The sequence below is a fragment of the Psychroserpens sp. genome, from assembly GCF_034670085.1.
Classification (GTDB): domain Bacteria; phylum Bacteroidota; class Bacteroidia; order Flavobacteriales; family Flavobacteriaceae; genus Psychroserpens.
Map to the genome: position 1 here is coordinate 207,947 of NZ_JAXMOD010000006.1, position 16,368 is coordinate 224,314.

Here is a 16,368-nt window from a genome sequence, read left to right on the forward strand (position 1 = left end):
TAAGAAACAATTATAATAGATTATGGCGTCTCACTACGAAGCACCTATTAGAAGACCCTTAGTTACGGGAGAAAAATCATATCACGATGTATCGATAGATGTGGCTGCTCCAGTTGAAGGAAAAGCAAACAAATCTTGGTGGATTGTATTTTCAATAGCACTAATCGCTTTCCTTTGGGGAATAGGGTGTATTATTTATACAATTTCTACTGGAATTGGTGTTTGGGGTCTAAACAAAACCGTTGGTTGGGCTTGGGATATTACTAACTTCGTTTGGTGGGTTGGTATTGGTCACGCAGGAACACTTATTTCTGCGGTACTTTTACTATTCCGTCAAAAATGGAGAATGGCAATTAACCGTTCTGCGGAAGCAATGACCATTTTCTCAGTAATTCAAGCAGGTTTGTTTCCTGTTATTCACATGGGTCGTCCTTGGTTAGGGTATTGGGTTTTACCTATACCAAATCAATTTGGTTCACTTTGGGTAAACTTTAACTCACCTTTACTTTGGGATGTATTTGCAATCTCGACTTATCTTTCAGTATCATTAGTATTTTGGTGGACAGGTTTACTTCCTGATTTTGCAATGATTAGAGATAGAGCTGTGAAGCCTTTCCAAAAGAAAATCTATTCGTTATTAAGTTTTGGTTGGTCTGGTAGAGCTAAAGATTGGCAACGATTTGAAGAAGTGTCATTGGTACTTGCTGGTTTAGCAACACCTCTTGTACTTTCAGTACATACTATTGTATCTTTTGATTTCGCAACCTCAGTAATTCCTGGTTGGCATACAACTATTTTTCCTCCTTACTTTGTTGCAGGAGCGATTTTCTCTGGATTTGCGATGGTAAACACACTCTTAATTATTATGAGAAAAGTGTGTAGCCTTGAAGATTATATTACAGTACAACATATTGAGTTAATGAACATTGTAATTATGATTACAGGTTCTATTGTTGGTGTGGCTTATATTACTGAATTATTTATAGCTTGGTATTCTGGAGTTGAATATGAGCAATATGCATTCTTAAACAGAGCAACTGGTCCTTATGCTTGGGCATATTGGGCAATGATGACTTGTAACGTATTCTCGCCTCAGTTTATGTGGTTTAAAAGGTTACGAACAAGTATCATGTTCTCTTTCTTTATTTCTATTGTTGTAAATATTGGAATGTGGTTTGAGCGTTTCGTGATTATCGTAACATCATTACACAGAGATTATTTACCATCGTCATGGACAATGTTCTCACCAACGTTTGTTGATATTGGAATTTTCATTGGAACAATTGGTTTCTTCTTCGTACTATTCCTTTTATATGCGAGAACATTCCCTGTAATTGCACAAGCAGAGGTGAAAACAATTTTGAAATCTTCAGGAGAACGTTATAAAAATATTAGAGATAGAGGAGATAGTTTAGTAGGTACAGGTTCAGATGAAAGAACGTCTGGTAAAACAGTAGCTGTAAAAACAGAAGCAACTACTAAACCAGTTGCTGATAATTCTGCTAAAGTAACCGACTTATTAGGTTCTATTGGTTCTTTTGATGCTAGTTCACAAACAGCTGATGATTTGAAACAAGTCAATGGAATTGGTCCTAAAATGGAAGAAGTACTAAATAGTATTGGTATTTATACATTCTTGCAAGTGAGTAAAATGACAAAAAGAGAATATGACTTGTTAGATTCAATTACAGGTTCTTTCCCAGGAAGAGCTGAACGTGATGATTGGTCTGGACAAGCTAAAAAATTAATAAACTAAAATAGTACATGGAAGCTTCAAAAGTAATTCACGCTATTTATACAGATGATGACGTTTTAATGGCTGCTGTTAAAAAGGTAAAGTCAGAAAGACATCACATTGAAGAGATATATACACCTTTTCCAGTTCATGGACTAGACAAGGCTATGGGATTAGAACCAACTCGTATTGCAATTGCATCATTTATGTATGGATGTGTTGGTTTAACGGTTGCAATTGTAATGATGAATTTCATCATGATTGAAGACTGGCCTCAAAACATAGGAGGTAAGCCTAGTTTTAGTTATATAGAAAACATGCCAGCTTTTGTACCTATTATGTTTGAGTTGACCGTATTTTTTGCAGCTCACTTAATGGTAATCACATTTTATTTAAGAAGTAGAATGTGGCCATTTAAAAAAGCTGAAAATCCTGATCCTAGAACTACAGATGATCATTTTCTTATGGAAATTGCCGTTCATGGTAACGAAAATGAATTGTCTAAGTTATTAAAGGAAACTGGAGCAGTAGAAGTTAATTTAATTGATAAAGAGCACTAATTTATTCAGATGAAAAGCTTATTTAAAATAATAGTAGTATTAATGGTATTTGCAAGTAGTCTTTCATGTAAGAAGGATACTAGACCAAACTATCAGTTTATGCCAAATATGTATGAGCCTGTAGGTTATGAAACTTATGCTGAGTCTGATGCTTTTCCAGGAGGAGTTGAAGCTCAATTACCTGCAGAGGGTTCAATTCCAAGGGGAGATTTTATGCCATTTGAAATTGAAAACACTAATGATGGCTACCTTTTAGCTAAAGAGACTTTAATGAGCCCTTTGGATTCGACTAAAGTAGATAGTGAAAGAGGAAAAGAATTGTACGATATTTATTGTGGAATTTGCCATGGAAATAAAGGTAAAGGTCAAGGAAAATTAGTGAAGAGAGAAAAAATACTAGGTGTACCTAGTTATGATGATGCTGGAAGAGCAATTACTGAAGGTAGTATTTACCATACTATTTATTACGGAAAAAATGCAATGGGTTCTTACGCTAATCAATTAAACGAAGAAGAACGTTGGCAAGTTGTAGATTACGTTTTAAAATTAAAAGCGGATCTAGAATAATAATTTAGATAAAGATTATATACAGATATGTACACATTTTCAAGTAAATTAAAAACATTCTCTATTGTACTTATTGTTTTAGGTGCACTTGGCGTTGCTTATGGTTTTTGGGATTCTCACCATTATCAAACCGAAGAAGATGTAAAGGTATTACTAGCAAGTGAACATGGTCATGGTCATGACGATGCACATGCTGATACAAGCCACGATACTGCTTCACATGCAGTTGACGCTGGAACACACGCAGATGATGCTCATGATGGAGAAGAAGCTCATGCTAGTGAAGGACACGAAATGAGCCATGAAGAGCATGTTCTACATCAAATACATAATAGACCTTGGTCAGCATTGTATGTTGCTGCATTTTTCTTCTTTATGATTGCATTAGGAGCTTTAGCATTCTACGGAATTCAATGGGCTGCTCAAGCAGGATGGTCACCAGTCCTATTCAGGGTTATGGAAGGTATTACTGCATACGTTTTATGGGGAGGTTTATTTGTTTTAGCTGTAGCATTTTTTGCTGGAGATCATATTTTTGTTTGGATGAATCCAGATATGGTAGATCCAACAAGTGATAAATATGATGCTTTAGTTGCCGGAAAAGAAGGTTGGTTAAATAGACCTTGGTTTTTTATTAGAGGTCTAATTTACTTAGGAGGATGGGTCTTATATAGAACTTATGCAAGAAAATTCTCATTGGCTCAAGATCAAGCAGATATTAATGATAATAGTTATTTCAAGAAAACATTCCGTATTTCAGCTGCATTCTTAGTATTCTATATTTATACAGAATCTATGATGTCTTGGGATTGGATAATGAGTGTTGATCCGCACTGGTTCTCAACATTATTTGGATGGTATGTATTTGCATCTATGTTTGTTAGTGGTATAACAGTAATTGCAATGATTACAATGTACTTAAAATCTAGAGGTCATTTACCATTTGTAAATGATAGTCACTTACATGATTTAGCTAAATTCATGTTTGCAATCAGTATATTTTGGACGTATTTATGGTTTTCACAATTCATGTTAATTTGGTATTCTAATATACCAGAAGAGGTAACATACTTCGTAACACGTTTCCAAGATTATCAATTACCGTTCTTAGGTATGGTAGCCATGAATTTCGTTTTCCCACTATTACTTTTAATGAATAGTGATTATAAGCGTATTCCTTGGTTCGTAGTAATGGCTGGCATCGTTATTTTATGTGGACATTATATTGATGTATTCAATATGATAATGCCTGCAACTGTTGGAGATAGATGGTATATTGGTATTCCTGAGATAGCGTCAGTAATGCTTTTTGCTGGAATATTCATTTTTGTAGTGTTTACAGCATTAGCAAAACATCCATTATTGGCGAAAGGAAATCCATTTATTAAAGAGAGTGAACATTTCCATTATTAATAAATTAAATAAAGAAGACAAACGACAATGACTGCTTTTTTAACACTTATAATAGTACTTTTTATAGCTATTGCCATTTGGCAAATGGTAAAAATATTTGACCTTGCTCAAGTAGGTTCAAATAATGGACAAGTAGCTACAGATAAAGACAATACAATTAATGCATATTTAATGATGGGATTCCTAATCTTTATCTATGCGATTACTATTGCTAGCTTTTGGTACTTGGGAGATCTGCCTTTAATGTCAAATTCTGCTTCAGAACATGGACCTGGTTTAGATAATCTTATGATTATCTCGATGGCTCTTATTTTTGTAGTACAAACCTTTACTCAGTTTTTGTTACACTATTTTGCTTATAAATACAAAGGAGAAAAAGGTCGTAAAGCATTATTTTATGCAGATAACAATACGTTAGAAGCGATCTGGACATTTATTCCTGTTGTTGTATTAGCAGGATTAATTATTTATGGTTTATTTACTTGGACAAGCATTATGAATGTTGACGAAAGTGAAGACCCAATGGTCATCGAATTATACGCTCAACAATTTAACTGGAAAGCACGTTATGCAGGAGAAGATAATACACTAGGAATGGCTAATGTGAGATTAATTGATATTGACCGAGCTAATATTTTAGGAGTTGATGAGTCTGATCCAAATGCTCAAGATGATGTGATAACAACTGAACTTCATTTACCAGTTGGGACTCCTGTCTTGTTTAAGATGCGTTCTCAAGATGTTTTACACTCAGCTTATATGCCTCACTTTAGAGCACAAATGAATTGTGTGCCAGGAATGATTACGCAGTTTGGATTTACACCAACTGTGACAACTGCAGAAATGCGTCAAAATCCTGATATTGTTGAAAAAGTAGCTAATATTAACGCACTACGATTAGACAGAAAAGAAGAAATTGAAGCTAAAGGACAAGAGTTATTATATGAGTTTGACTACCTATTGTTATGTAATAAAATATGTGGTAAATCTCATTATAATATGCAAATGAAGATTATTGTAGAAACCCAAGAGGAATATGATGCTTGGATAAGTGAACAAAAAACCTTCAAGAATTCTTTAACTAACTAAAAGACTTAAAAAAGAAAATAGATTATGTCAGCACACGCAGATACTCACGCACACGACGATCACGGACATCATCATAAAGAGACATTTGTGACTAAATATATTTTTAGTCAAGATCACAAAATGATTGCTAAACAGTATCTAATAACAGGTACTATAATGGGAGTTATTGGTGTTTTAATGTCAATAATGTTCCGTATGCAAATTGCATGGCCAGAAGAACCTAATGTGCTTTTTGAAGCACTTCTTGGAAAATGGGCTCCCGATGGTGTTATGGATGCAGATATTTATTTAGCATTGGTGACTATTCATGGTACTATTATGGTATTCTTTGTATTGACAGCTGGATTAAGTGGTACGTTTAGTAACTTGCTTATTCCATTGCAAATTGGTGCACGAGATATGGCATCAGGTTTTTTAAACATGGTATCCTATTGGTTGTTTTTCTTGTCAAGTGTAATAATGGTAATATCATTATTTGTTGAGGCAGGACCAGCAGCTGCTGGTTGGACGATTTATCCGCCCTTAAGTGCCTTACCACTGGCTCAAGGTGGTTCTGGTATGGGAATGACCTTGTGGTTAGTTTCCATGGCTATATTTATTGCGTCTTCATTATTAGGGTCATTAAATTATATTGTAACTGTAATTAACCTACGTACAAAAGGAATGTCTATGACAAGACTGCCTTTAACAATTTGGGCATTTTTTGTAACTGCAATTATTGGTGTGGTATCATTTCCAGTTTTATTATCTGCAGCTTTATTGTTAATTATGGATAGAAGTTTTGGAACATCATTCTTCTTATCAGATATATTTATTCAAGGTGAGGTTTTACATTATCAAGGTGGTTCTCCTGTATTATTTGAACACTTATTTTGGTTCTTAGGTCACCCTGAAGTTTACATTGTAATCCTTCCAGCGATGGGATTAGTTTCTGAAATTATGGCATCAAGCTCACGAAAACCAATTTTCGGATACAGAGCAATGATTATGTCAATTTTAGCGATTGCATTTTTGTCAACAATTGTTTGGGGTCACCACATGTTTATCTCTGGTATGAACCCATTCCTTGGGTCTGTATTTACATTTACAACGTTGTTGATTGCAATTCCTTCCGCAGTAAAAGCATTTAACTGGATAACCACGATTTGGAAAGGTAACGTCCAAATGAATCCAGCCATGTTGTTTTCAATTGGTTTCGTATCAACGTTTATCACTGGTGGATTAACTGGTATTATTTTAGGAGATAGTGCTTTAGATATTAACGTTCACGATACCTATTTCGTTGTAGCGCATTTCCACTTAGTAATGGGTATTTCTGCCCTTTACGGAATGTTTGCAGGAATCTATCATTGGTATCCGAAAATGTTTGGACGAATGCTTAATAAAAACTTAGGTTATATTCACTTTTGGGTAACAGCTATTTGCGCTTATGGTGTATTCTTTCCAATGCACTTTATAGGTATGGCAGGTCTTCCAAGACGTTATTATACAAACTCTAATTTTCCGTTATTTGACGATACAGCTAATGCTAATGTTGTAATTACAATGTTTGCCATCGTAGGTGGTGTTTTCCAGTTAGTATATTTGTGGAATTTCTTCTACTCAATATTCTTCGGACAAAAAACTGTTCAAAACCCTTGGAGATCTACTACATTAGAATGGACAGCTCCAATAAAGCATATTCACGGAAACTGGGAAGGCGAAATTCCTCATGTTCACCGTTGGGCTTATGATTATAGCAAACCAGGATATGATGTCGATTTTGTTCCTCAAAATGTGCCATTAAAGGATGGAGAAGAAGAACTACAACATTAAATAGTTTTTATAAAATATTGAAAAGCCTTTCGTAAATATCGAAAGGCTTTTTGTTTATATTTGCTTATGCTGAAATTGTTTCAGTGTCTAATTATAGTTATGAACGAAAACTTAGATCCTTCAAACGACCATTTTTCACCAGAAGAACTGGATGTAGAAAAAAAATTAAGACCCTTATCATTTGATGATTTTACGGGTCAGGATCAAGTTTTAGAAAATCTTCAGATTTTTGTTCAAGCGGCTAATCAAAGGGATGAGGCTTTAGACCATACTTTGTTTCATGGCCCTCCAGGTCTAGGTAAAACCACCCTTGCTCATATTTTGGCAAGTGAACTTAGTGTTGGAATCAAAGTAACTTCGGGTCCAGTATTAGACAAGCCAGGAGATTTAGCAGGTTTGTTAACCAATCTTGAAGAACGTGATGTTTTATTCATTGACGAAATCCATAGACTAAGTCCAATAGTTGAAGAGTATTTATATTCTGCAATGGAAGATTATAAAATTGATATCATGATTGAATCTGGTCCAAATGCCAGAACAGTTCAAATCAATTTAAATCCGTTTACTTTAGTTGGTGCTACAACACGTTCAGGATTATTAACAGCACCAATGCGTGCTCGTTTCGGAATCCAAAGTAGATTACAATACTATAAAACAGATCTTCTTACAACAATAGTACAACGAAGTGCGACAATATTAGATGTTCCAATCTCAATGGAAGCTGCAGTTGAAATTGCTGGAAGAAGTCGCGGAACTCCTAGAATTGCTAATGCATTATTACGTCGTGTGAGAGATTTTGCTCAGATTAAAGGCAATGGAAACATTGATATCAAGATCGCGAAATTTGCGCTAGAAGCACTAAATGTGGATGCTCATGGTTTGGATGAAATGGATAATAAAATCCTTTCAACCATCATCGATAAGTTTAAAGGTGGACCTGTAGGTATTAGTACTATTGCCACTGCGGTAAGCGAAAGTACGGAAACTGTCGAGGAAGTTTATGAACCTTTTTTAATTCAACAAGGATTTATCATGCGAACACCTCGAGGTCGTGAAGTAACCGAATTGGCTTATAAACATTTAGGAAAAATTAAAGGCCCAACACAAGGCGGTTTATTTTAAAAAATACTTATTCCATTTTAGGCTTAATTCAGAATCTCATCTTACCTTTATAGGAAACAGTTTTAATGCATTCAAAAAAAGAAATTCCTACAGTTCCTTTACATAGATTCTTAAAGCATTCTCTTGAGATTCTCAAGAACCCTTTACCATTTCATCGTCAAAATTTTAATGAGAAAGGGGATATTTTTCGTTTAAAAATTGGAATTAATAATGAAGTATTTTTTATTCGAGATACTGCATTTGCACAATATGTACTTCAGAAAAATCAGAAGAATTACGTCAAGTCTAAAATCCAAACGGTTGATTTAGTTAAATATGTTGGTGAAGGTTTATTAACTTCCGAAGGAGAAAAATGGAAGAAGCAACGCAAAATGATGCAGCCAGCATTTCATAAAAAGCAACTAGAGAATTTACTAAGTGGCATGCGAGACACTATAGTTTCAGAATATGAAGCAATTGAAGCAAATAAAACTCTGGATCTTTTTCCCATTCTTAATGATTTAGCCTTTCAAACCGTAGTGAAATCATTATTTACGAAAGCCGCAAAGGGAAAAGATATGGAAAGGCTTCAGTTTATAACCGAAGCGAATCAACGCATGCTAGTTAGAGAATTACGTCAACCTTATTTAGGATGGTGGTTTAATTTAAGCGGTACTTTAAACAAACATTTAAATTTTTCAAAAGAAGCACGAACCATTTTAAAAAGCATTGTTGAAGAAAGAAAAAATTCAGGAAAGCGATATGATGACTTGCTTGATATGCTTTTAGAAACAAGATATGATGATGGGAAAGGTATGTCGGAAGAGCAACTCATAGATGAAATCTTAATTATTTTCACTGCTGGACATGAAACCACTTCTAATGCTTTGACGTTTACATTTCAGTTGTTAGCGAAACATCCGGAATGGCAAGATAGAATTTATGATGAATGGTTGAATTTAGGAGGAAATGACACCGATTTAATGTCAAGAGTTTCTACTTCTAAAGTTTGTCAGCAAGTACTTGAAGAGTCCATGCGATTATATCCTCCAGCTTATTTTATAGATCGTGTAAATGTTACTGATGATGCGTTTAACGGAATGCATTTTGATGCAGGTTCAAATTTATTGTTTTCAGTTTATGAAATGCATCGTCATCCAAATTTATGGGAACAATCTGAAACCTTTTTGCCTGAACGATTTAATGAAGGTGGACGACAGTTCTCAGCTCAATATTTTCCTTTTGGAGCTGGACCAAGAAAATGTATAGGAAATAATTTTGCCATGTTCGAAATGATAATCGCAGTAAGTGAACTTGTGTCTAAATATAAAATTCATGCTGATTTTGATAGGATTGAAATTACGCCGTTAATTACCTTGAAACCCAAGAATGCTTTTTTGAGATTTGAAGAACGATAATAACTATAATGTCAGACTGAACGCAGTCGAAGTCCTAATGTAGAAATATGTATATATATTACGTTTATATATTAAAATGTTCGGATAGTTCTTATTATACAGGAATAACTAATACCATTTCACGTAGATTTGAAGAACATCAAAAGGGTAAATATAGAGATTGTTATACATTTAAAAGGCGTCCTTTAACAATAGAATTTCATCAAGAATTTAATGATGTCTTACAAGCTATTTATTTTGAAAAAAAAATAAAGAAATGGACAAGAGCTAAAAAGAAAGCTCTTATCGAAGGCAATTTTGATAGGTTACAAATACTATCAGAATGTAGAAACGCAACACATTTCAAATTTAAACTAGATAATGATAATCAAATTTGGAAGGGCTTCGACTGCGCTCAGCCTGACAAAAGAACTAAAAACAGAAATTGAATACTAAATCTAAATACAGCCATTTTATAAAAGCGGAAGCCAAGCGCCTAGGTTTTTTGTCCTGCGGAATTAGTAAAGCTGAATTTTTAGAACAGGAAGCACCAAGACTTGAAAAATGGTTAAAATCTAATGCGCATGGCGAAATGCGTTACATGGAAAATCACTTTGATAAACGCTTAGATCCAACAAAATTGGTTGAAGGCTCTAAGAGTGTGGTGTCCTTACTTTTAAATTATTATCCTTCAGATACTCAAAATTCAGATACCTACAAATTATCAAAGTACGCTTACGGTACCGATTATCATTTTGTGATAAAAGACAAATTGAAACACTTATTACATGCCATTCAGGATGAAATTGGTGATGTTCATGGACGTGCGTTTGTAGATTCGGCTCCAGTTTTGGATAAAGCTTGGGCAGCAAAATCAGGATTAGGATGGATTGGCAAACACAGTAATCTCCTCACGCAACAAGTAGGTTCTTTTTATTTTATTGCTGAGTTAATTATTGATTTAGACTTAGAATATGATCATGTTGTCACAGACCATTGCGGTACGTGCACTGCTTGTATTGATGCTTGCCCAACAGAAGCAATTACAGAGCCTTATGTTGTAGATGGAAGTAAATGTATTTCGTACTTTACTATTGAATTGAAAGAGAATATTCCAACAGAATTTAAAGGTCAATTTGATGATTGGATGTTCGGCTGTGACGTATGTCAAGATGTTTGTCCGTGGAATCGTTTTTCAAAAGCACACAACGAACCCTTGTTTAATCCACATCCAGAATTACTATCCATGTCCAAAAACGATTGGGAAGAGATTACAAAAGAAACCTTCAATAAAGTGTTCAAGAAATCTGCAGTTAAACGCACAAAATTTGAAGGCTTACAGAGGAATATTAAGTTTCTGAAACCATAGTCCTCGTTGAGTCTCTCTTAACTAATGCAGTTTCTAGTTCTATAATTTTAGGGCGTACTTCTTTCTCTTTTTTTAATGCTTTTAGTTCTTTGTATAGTTGTTTAAAAGCTATTTTACCCATTTGATAACCTGGTTGATCTATAGTTGAAAGGGATGGCGTTATAGCTGAAGACATAAACCAATTGCTAAAACCAACAATTGAAATATCTTCTGGGATTTTAACACCTCTTTTATTAAACTCTGTTATTGCTCCAATAGCCACCATATCTGTATTTATAAAAATACCATCGACATCCTTATGATCTTTTAGTAATTGAGCAGCATTTTTTTTACCCTCTTCAAAACTCATATCACTACAATCACATATATATACAAGAGAAGAATCATATGGTATATTGTTGTCTAAAAGTGCTTTTTTATAACCAAGAAATCTGTCAATGGAGTTTTGAGGTAACAATGGACCTCTAAAATGGGCAATTCGTTTACAGCCAGTATCAATTAGGTGTTGTGTTGCAGTATATGCGGCTTTTCGATCATCTATAATTACTTTTGAACAATTAACAATTTTAGCTATTTTGTCAAACATAACTATAGGTTTGTCTTGATCGATGACATCAGTTAAGTGTTTGAAATCTGAAGTTCCGTTTGCCAATGAAATTAAAATACCATCAACATGTTTACTTAATAACAAATCAATTTGTTTTTTTTCAAGCTCATAAGATTCATTAGATTGTAAAATAATAACGAGATACCCCTTTTTTTCAGCTTGTGAAATAATTCCTTTTATTACAGTAGAAAAGAAGTGGTGGACAACTTCTGGTATGATTAACCCAATTGTTTTAGATTCTTTTGTCCTAAGATTAACGGCGAAAGAATTTGGTCTATAGTTTAGTTGTGCTGCCGTTTCTCTAACTAGTTTTCTGGTTTTTTCACTAACGTCTGAATAATCTTTTAATGCTTTAGAAACTGTAGAAACAGAAATATCTAAAGTTTCGGCAATTTGTTTTAAGGTTGCTGGTTTCAAAAGTTCTAAATTTTTTATGCAAAATACTAAAAAAAAGCAATATCGAAAACGTTTTCGTGAAATCGAAAACGTTTTCGATTTGTTAATTTCATTATTAATAGAATAATAAATATAGATTCGTCAATAATTAACCAGAATAATTGTCAAATTAATAAATAGACTAAAAATGATTACAACTAAAAAATGTTACAGTTTATTACTTATACTAATGATTTCTGTATCGACAGTTTTTGCACAGTCGAATATTTCGGGAAACATATCTGATAGCTCAGGTATACCCTTAACAGGAGTTAATGTTATAATTGAAGGAACAACTCAAGGAGCTGTTTCTGATTTTGATGGAAACTACACCATTACAAATGTTGAAAACGGCACATACACTTTAAATGCAACGTATTTAGGGTTTTCTAAATTTACTCAAAGTGTGACTGTTAATAATGAAGACATTACGATAGACATAACAATGACTGAAGATGCTGAATCTTTAGACCAAATTATTATTACAGGTGTGACTAATCCAAAATCTAGAATTGAGTCTAGTGTGTCAGTTACAACAATACGTCCAGAAGTTATTCAGCAATCAGCACCTAGAACTACTGCAGAAATTTTTAGAACAATACCTGGAATACGCTCTGAATCTTCAGGTGGAGAAGGTAATTCAAATATAGCAGTTCGTGGTGTACCAGTTTCTTCTGGTGGTTCAAAGTATGTACAATTACAAGAAGATGGTTTGCCAGTATTATTATTTGGTGATATGTCTTTTGCAACAGCAGATATTTTCACAAGATTTGATTCTAATATATCAAGAATTGAAGCTATAAGAGGAGGTTCTGCTTCTACATTGTCTTCAAACTCACCTGGTGCAATTATTAACTTAATTAGCAAAACAGGAAAGAAAGAGGGAGGTTCAATTGCGACGTCTTTCGGTTTAGATTATGGTAATTTCAGAACAGATTTTGAATATGGAGCTCCTATCGCTGATGGACTTTATTTTCACATGGGTGGATTTTATAGAGTTGGTGAAGGTATTCGTAACGCAGGTTATACTGCAAATAATGGAGGACAATTCAAGTTTAATATCACAAAAGAATTTGAAAAAGGTTATGTGAGAGTATATACTAAGTATTTAAATGATAGAGCAATTGCATATTTACCGAATCCAATAAAAGTTACTGGAACTAATGATAATCCAAATTTTGAAAATGTTCCAAACTTTGATGCTAATAATGAAACTTTACATACGCCATACTTAACACAAAATGTTGGTCTTGGAGAAAGTGGTGAATTAAGAAGGTCAGATGTTAGTGATGGGATGAATCCAATTTCTACTTCAATTGGAATGGAAGCTTCTTTTGACTTAGGTGATGGATTTAAAATTAAAAATAACGGAAGATTTTCGTCTAATAGAGGAGGTTTCAATTCCCCTTTTCCTGCAAGTGTTTCAACTGTTTCAGATTTTTTAGCTGGAGATTTCGCAACAGATAATGGATATGACTCATTAGTTTATGCTAATGGAGATGGACCTGTTGGAGGAAACTCTCTAATAACTCCTGTTGTTTTATTTGACACACAATTAAATAACTTCAATAACTTTATGAACGATATTCGTCTGACTAAGTCTTTTGATAATATTGATATAACAGTTGGTTATTTTAAAGGCATGCAAAATGTATCTATGTCATGGTTATGGAATTCATATTTATTAGAAGCTAGGGGAGATGACGCAAGATTAATTGATGCTTTAGATGCTGGAGGTAATCCACTATCTTCAAATGGTTTGGTAGGTTATGGAGCTGCGTTTTTTGGAAATTGTTGTCAACGAAGTTATGATACTAAATACAATACTTCAGCACCTTATTTAGCTGTGGCATTTGAGGCTTCAGAAAAATTAAATATTGATGCTAGTATTCGCTACGATAAAGGACAAGTAGATGGTTCATTTGCTGGTCCAGCTACTTCGCAAAATGATATTAATAACGATGGTAATATTTCTTTACCAGAACAAACAGTTCAATCTATAGATTTAGCAAATCCAACAACAGTAAATTATGAGTATGATTATGTATCATTTTCAGTTGGTGCTAATTATTTATTAAATGATAGCCAAGCAATATTTGCACGTTACAGTAGAGGTGGTTCAGCGAAGGCTGATCGTATTTTATTTGCAGGTTTAGATTATACTAATAGTGATAGAATAAATGCTTTAGATTTTATCAATCAAGCTGAAATTGGTTATAAAAGAGGATTTGAAAAAGGATCACTATATGCAACCCTCTTTTATGCTAAAACAGTTGAAGAAGGTGGTTTTGAAGCGACATCAAACAGTATAATAGAAAATGATTATAAATCTATTGGAGTTGAAATAGAAGGTTCTTACAGATTTAGTGAATCTATTGGTGTTAGAGGAGGATTAACGTTTACAGATGCTGAAATTGATTCTGGAGATAACGCAGGTAAGACGCCAAGAAGACAACCAGACTTTATATATAATTTCATTCCAACTTTTAACTTTGGAAAAGCTAAACAAAACTCTTTTGGTTTGAGTTTTATAGGGCAGAGTAAGGCTTATGCACAAGATTCAAATGAACTAGTTTTACCAGGTTTTGTAATAGTGAATAGTTTTATTAATCTTGGAATTACAGATAAATTAAATGCAAATCTTTCTGCTAACAATTTATTTGACTCTTTGGGAATTACAGAATCTGAAGAGGGAAGTATTGCAGAAGGACAAACAAACTATTTAAGAGTTAGGCCAGTTCCAGGTCGATCAATTTCACTGGGACTTAACTATAGTTTCTAATAAATTTTAATTAAGTGTTAACAAAATTTATAGATTTTTAAATTGATTTGAGTTGAGAGTCAATGCATATTTATAGCATTGGCTCTTTTTTACTAAAATTAAAGTACATTACTCAAAAATAAAAGCGTTATAAAAACCATGGCTATGTTAAAAAAACCAAAATTAAGCTTCTGGCAAATTCTCAATATGAATGTTGGATTTTTTGGAATTCAGTATAGTTTTGGTTTACAACAAAGTGCTGTTACACCAATTTATGATTTTTTAGGAGCAAGTCCAGATCAGATCCCATTACTGCATTTAGCAGGACCTGTAACAGGTCTATTAGTACAACCTATTATTGGAGCACTAAGTGATAAAACATGGAGTCCTAGATTTGGGAGACGTAAACCTTTTTTTTTAATTGGAGCTATTTTGTGTAGTTTAACTTTATTAGCATTTCCTTTTAGTAGCACGTTATGGATGGCAGCTGGTTTATTATGGGTTTTAGATGCTGGAAATAATACAGCAATGGAACCATACAGGGCACTCATAGCAGATCAGTTAGATGGAGAGCAACAACCTTTAGGATTTCAAATGCAAAGTTTCTTTACTGGTTTAGGACAAGTTTTAGCTAATTTATCATTGTTTATTTTTCCATTAATTTTTATAGGTACTACTGGGTCATTACCAACTTGGGTATACGCATCATTTTTCTTAGGAGCAATATGTTCAATAGCAACAATTTTGTGGAGTATTAGTAAAACCAAGGAGATTCCTCCAACAGAAGAAGAATTAGCAAAACTTAAAAGTGAAAAAAGAAGTGTTTTAGGACCATTAATAGAAATTTTTTCTGCAATAAAAGACATGCCAAAAGTTATGTGGCAACTTGCCTTAATTTACTTGTTTCAATGGTATGCTTTATTTTGTTATTGGCAAAACTCCTCAAAGAGTGTAGCCCTTTCTGTTTGGAATGCGACACCAGAAAACACAGATGCCTATAGTGAAGCTGTTAGTTGGACAGGATTAGTAAATGGTTGGTATAACGTAGTCACTTTTTTAGTAGCCTTTGCATTGGTGGGATTTGCAAAAAAGTATAGTGCGAAAAAAGTACATGCTTTTTGTTTAGTTATAGCAGCTTTGGGTTTTTTGGCATTTCCTCATATTGAAAATAAAAATTTATTGTTCTTTGCTATAACTGGTTTTGGTATTGGTTGGGCAAGCATGATGGGAATACCATATTTAATGGTAGTAGCTGATATTCCTAAAGAGCGCTATGGAGTTTATATGGGTATAATTAATATGATGATTGTAATACCAATGATTATTCAAACATTATCATTTGGATATATTTTAAAGCATTTTTTAAATAATGATCCACGAAACGCAATTACATTTGCTGGTGTTTTATTATTAATTGCGACAATTTGTACACTTTTTATAAAAACAAAAAAGGCAATAGATGTTGATGATGTAGTAAAACCAATTCAAACAGGGCATTAGAAACTATTTAATATAAATT

At 33.7% G+C, this 16,368-nt stretch carries 13 protein-coding genes; 12 read left to right on the forward strand and 1 reads right to left on the reverse strand.

What is annotated here, in order from left to right:
- Positions 1-22 precede the first annotated feature (22 nt).
- The 10 genes from nrfD to queG all read left to right on the forward strand — a co-directional run bounded on the left by nrfD (position 23) and on the right by queG (position 11,046).
- Entirely contained in the window at positions 23-1,756 is a 1,734-nt protein-coding gene (gene nrfD, locus VOI25_RS11680) for an NrfD/PsrC family molybdoenzyme membrane anchor subunit (RefSeq protein ID WP_323789256.1), read from the forward strand.
- A gap of 8 nt (positions 1,757-1,764) precedes the next feature.
- Complete coding sequence (locus VOI25_RS11685) at positions 1,765-2,295, forward strand: DUF3341 domain-containing protein (protein WP_323789257.1); 531 nt, start codon at positions 1,765-1,767, stop codon at positions 2,293-2,295.
- 9 nt (positions 2,296-2,304) lie between these two features.
- Positions 2,305-2,862 (forward strand): cytochrome c, encoded by a 558-nt coding sequence (locus VOI25_RS11690; protein ID WP_323789258.1) that lies wholly within the window; start codon positions 2,305-2,307, stop codon positions 2,860-2,862.
- 27 nt (positions 2,863-2,889) lie between these two features.
- The gene (locus VOI25_RS11695) at positions 2,890-4,275 is read left to right on the forward strand and encodes a quinol:cytochrome C oxidoreductase (RefSeq protein WP_323789259.1); all 1,386 of its coding nucleotides are present in this window, start codon (positions 2,890-2,892) and stop codon (positions 4,273-4,275) included.
- Positions 4,276-4,302: 27 nt separating this feature from the next.
- Entirely contained in the window at positions 4,303-5,364 is a 1,062-nt protein-coding gene (locus VOI25_RS11700; protein WP_323789260.1) for a cytochrome c oxidase subunit II, read from the forward strand.
- Positions 5,365-5,388: 24 nt separating this feature from the next.
- Complete coding sequence (locus tag VOI25_RS11705) at positions 5,389-7,179, forward strand: cytochrome c oxidase subunit I (RefSeq protein WP_323789261.1); 1,791 nt, start codon at positions 5,389-5,391, stop codon at positions 7,177-7,179.
- Positions 7,180-7,278: 99 nt separating this feature from the next.
- Entirely contained in the window at positions 7,279-8,301 is a 1,023-nt protein-coding gene (ruvB, locus tag VOI25_RS11710; protein ID WP_323789262.1) for a Holliday junction branch migration DNA helicase RuvB, read from the forward strand.
- A gap of 65 nt (positions 8,302-8,366) precedes the next feature.
- Positions 8,367-9,698, forward strand: a complete 1,332-nt coding sequence (locus VOI25_RS11715) for a cytochrome P450 (protein WP_323789263.1) — start codon at positions 8,367-8,369, stop codon at positions 9,696-9,698.
- 47 nt (positions 9,699-9,745) lie between these two features.
- Positions 9,746-10,126 carry a GIY-YIG nuclease family protein gene (locus VOI25_RS11720; RefSeq protein WP_323789264.1) on the forward strand — a complete coding sequence of 127 codons (381 nt, stop codon included), beginning with the start codon at positions 9,746-9,748 and terminating at the stop codon, positions 10,124-10,126.
- Positions 10,123-11,046, forward strand: coding sequence for a tRNA epoxyqueuosine(34) reductase QueG (queG, locus tag VOI25_RS11725; RefSeq protein ID WP_323789265.1), 924 nt, complete (start codon positions 10,123-10,125; stop codon positions 11,044-11,046). Before VOI25_RS11720 ends, queG begins: the two co-directional genes overlap by 4 nt.
- Here queG and VOI25_RS11730 read toward each other — a convergent pair.
- Positions 11,027-12,070: a LacI family DNA-binding transcriptional regulator gene (locus VOI25_RS11730; protein WP_323789266.1), complete on the reverse strand. Its 1,044-nt coding sequence runs from the start codon at positions 12,068-12,070 to the stop codon at positions 11,027-11,029. The two genes, queG and VOI25_RS11730, sit on opposite strands and share 20 nt — an antisense overlap.
- A gap of 166 nt (positions 12,071-12,236) precedes the next feature.
- On the opposite strand from VOI25_RS11730, the gene VOI25_RS11735 reads away from it, so the two are divergent.
- Both VOI25_RS11735 and VOI25_RS11740 read left to right on the forward strand, forming a co-directional pair.
- Complete coding sequence (locus VOI25_RS11735; protein WP_323789267.1) at positions 12,237-14,870, forward strand: TonB-dependent receptor; 2,634 nt, start codon at positions 12,237-12,239, stop codon at positions 14,868-14,870.
- Positions 14,871-15,014: 144 nt separating this feature from the next.
- Positions 15,015-16,349 carry an MFS transporter gene (locus VOI25_RS11740; protein ID WP_323789268.1) on the forward strand — a complete coding sequence of 445 codons (1,335 nt, stop codon included), beginning with the start codon at positions 15,015-15,017 and terminating at the stop codon, positions 16,347-16,349.
- The last annotated feature ends 19 nt before the right edge of the window (positions 16,350-16,368 follow it).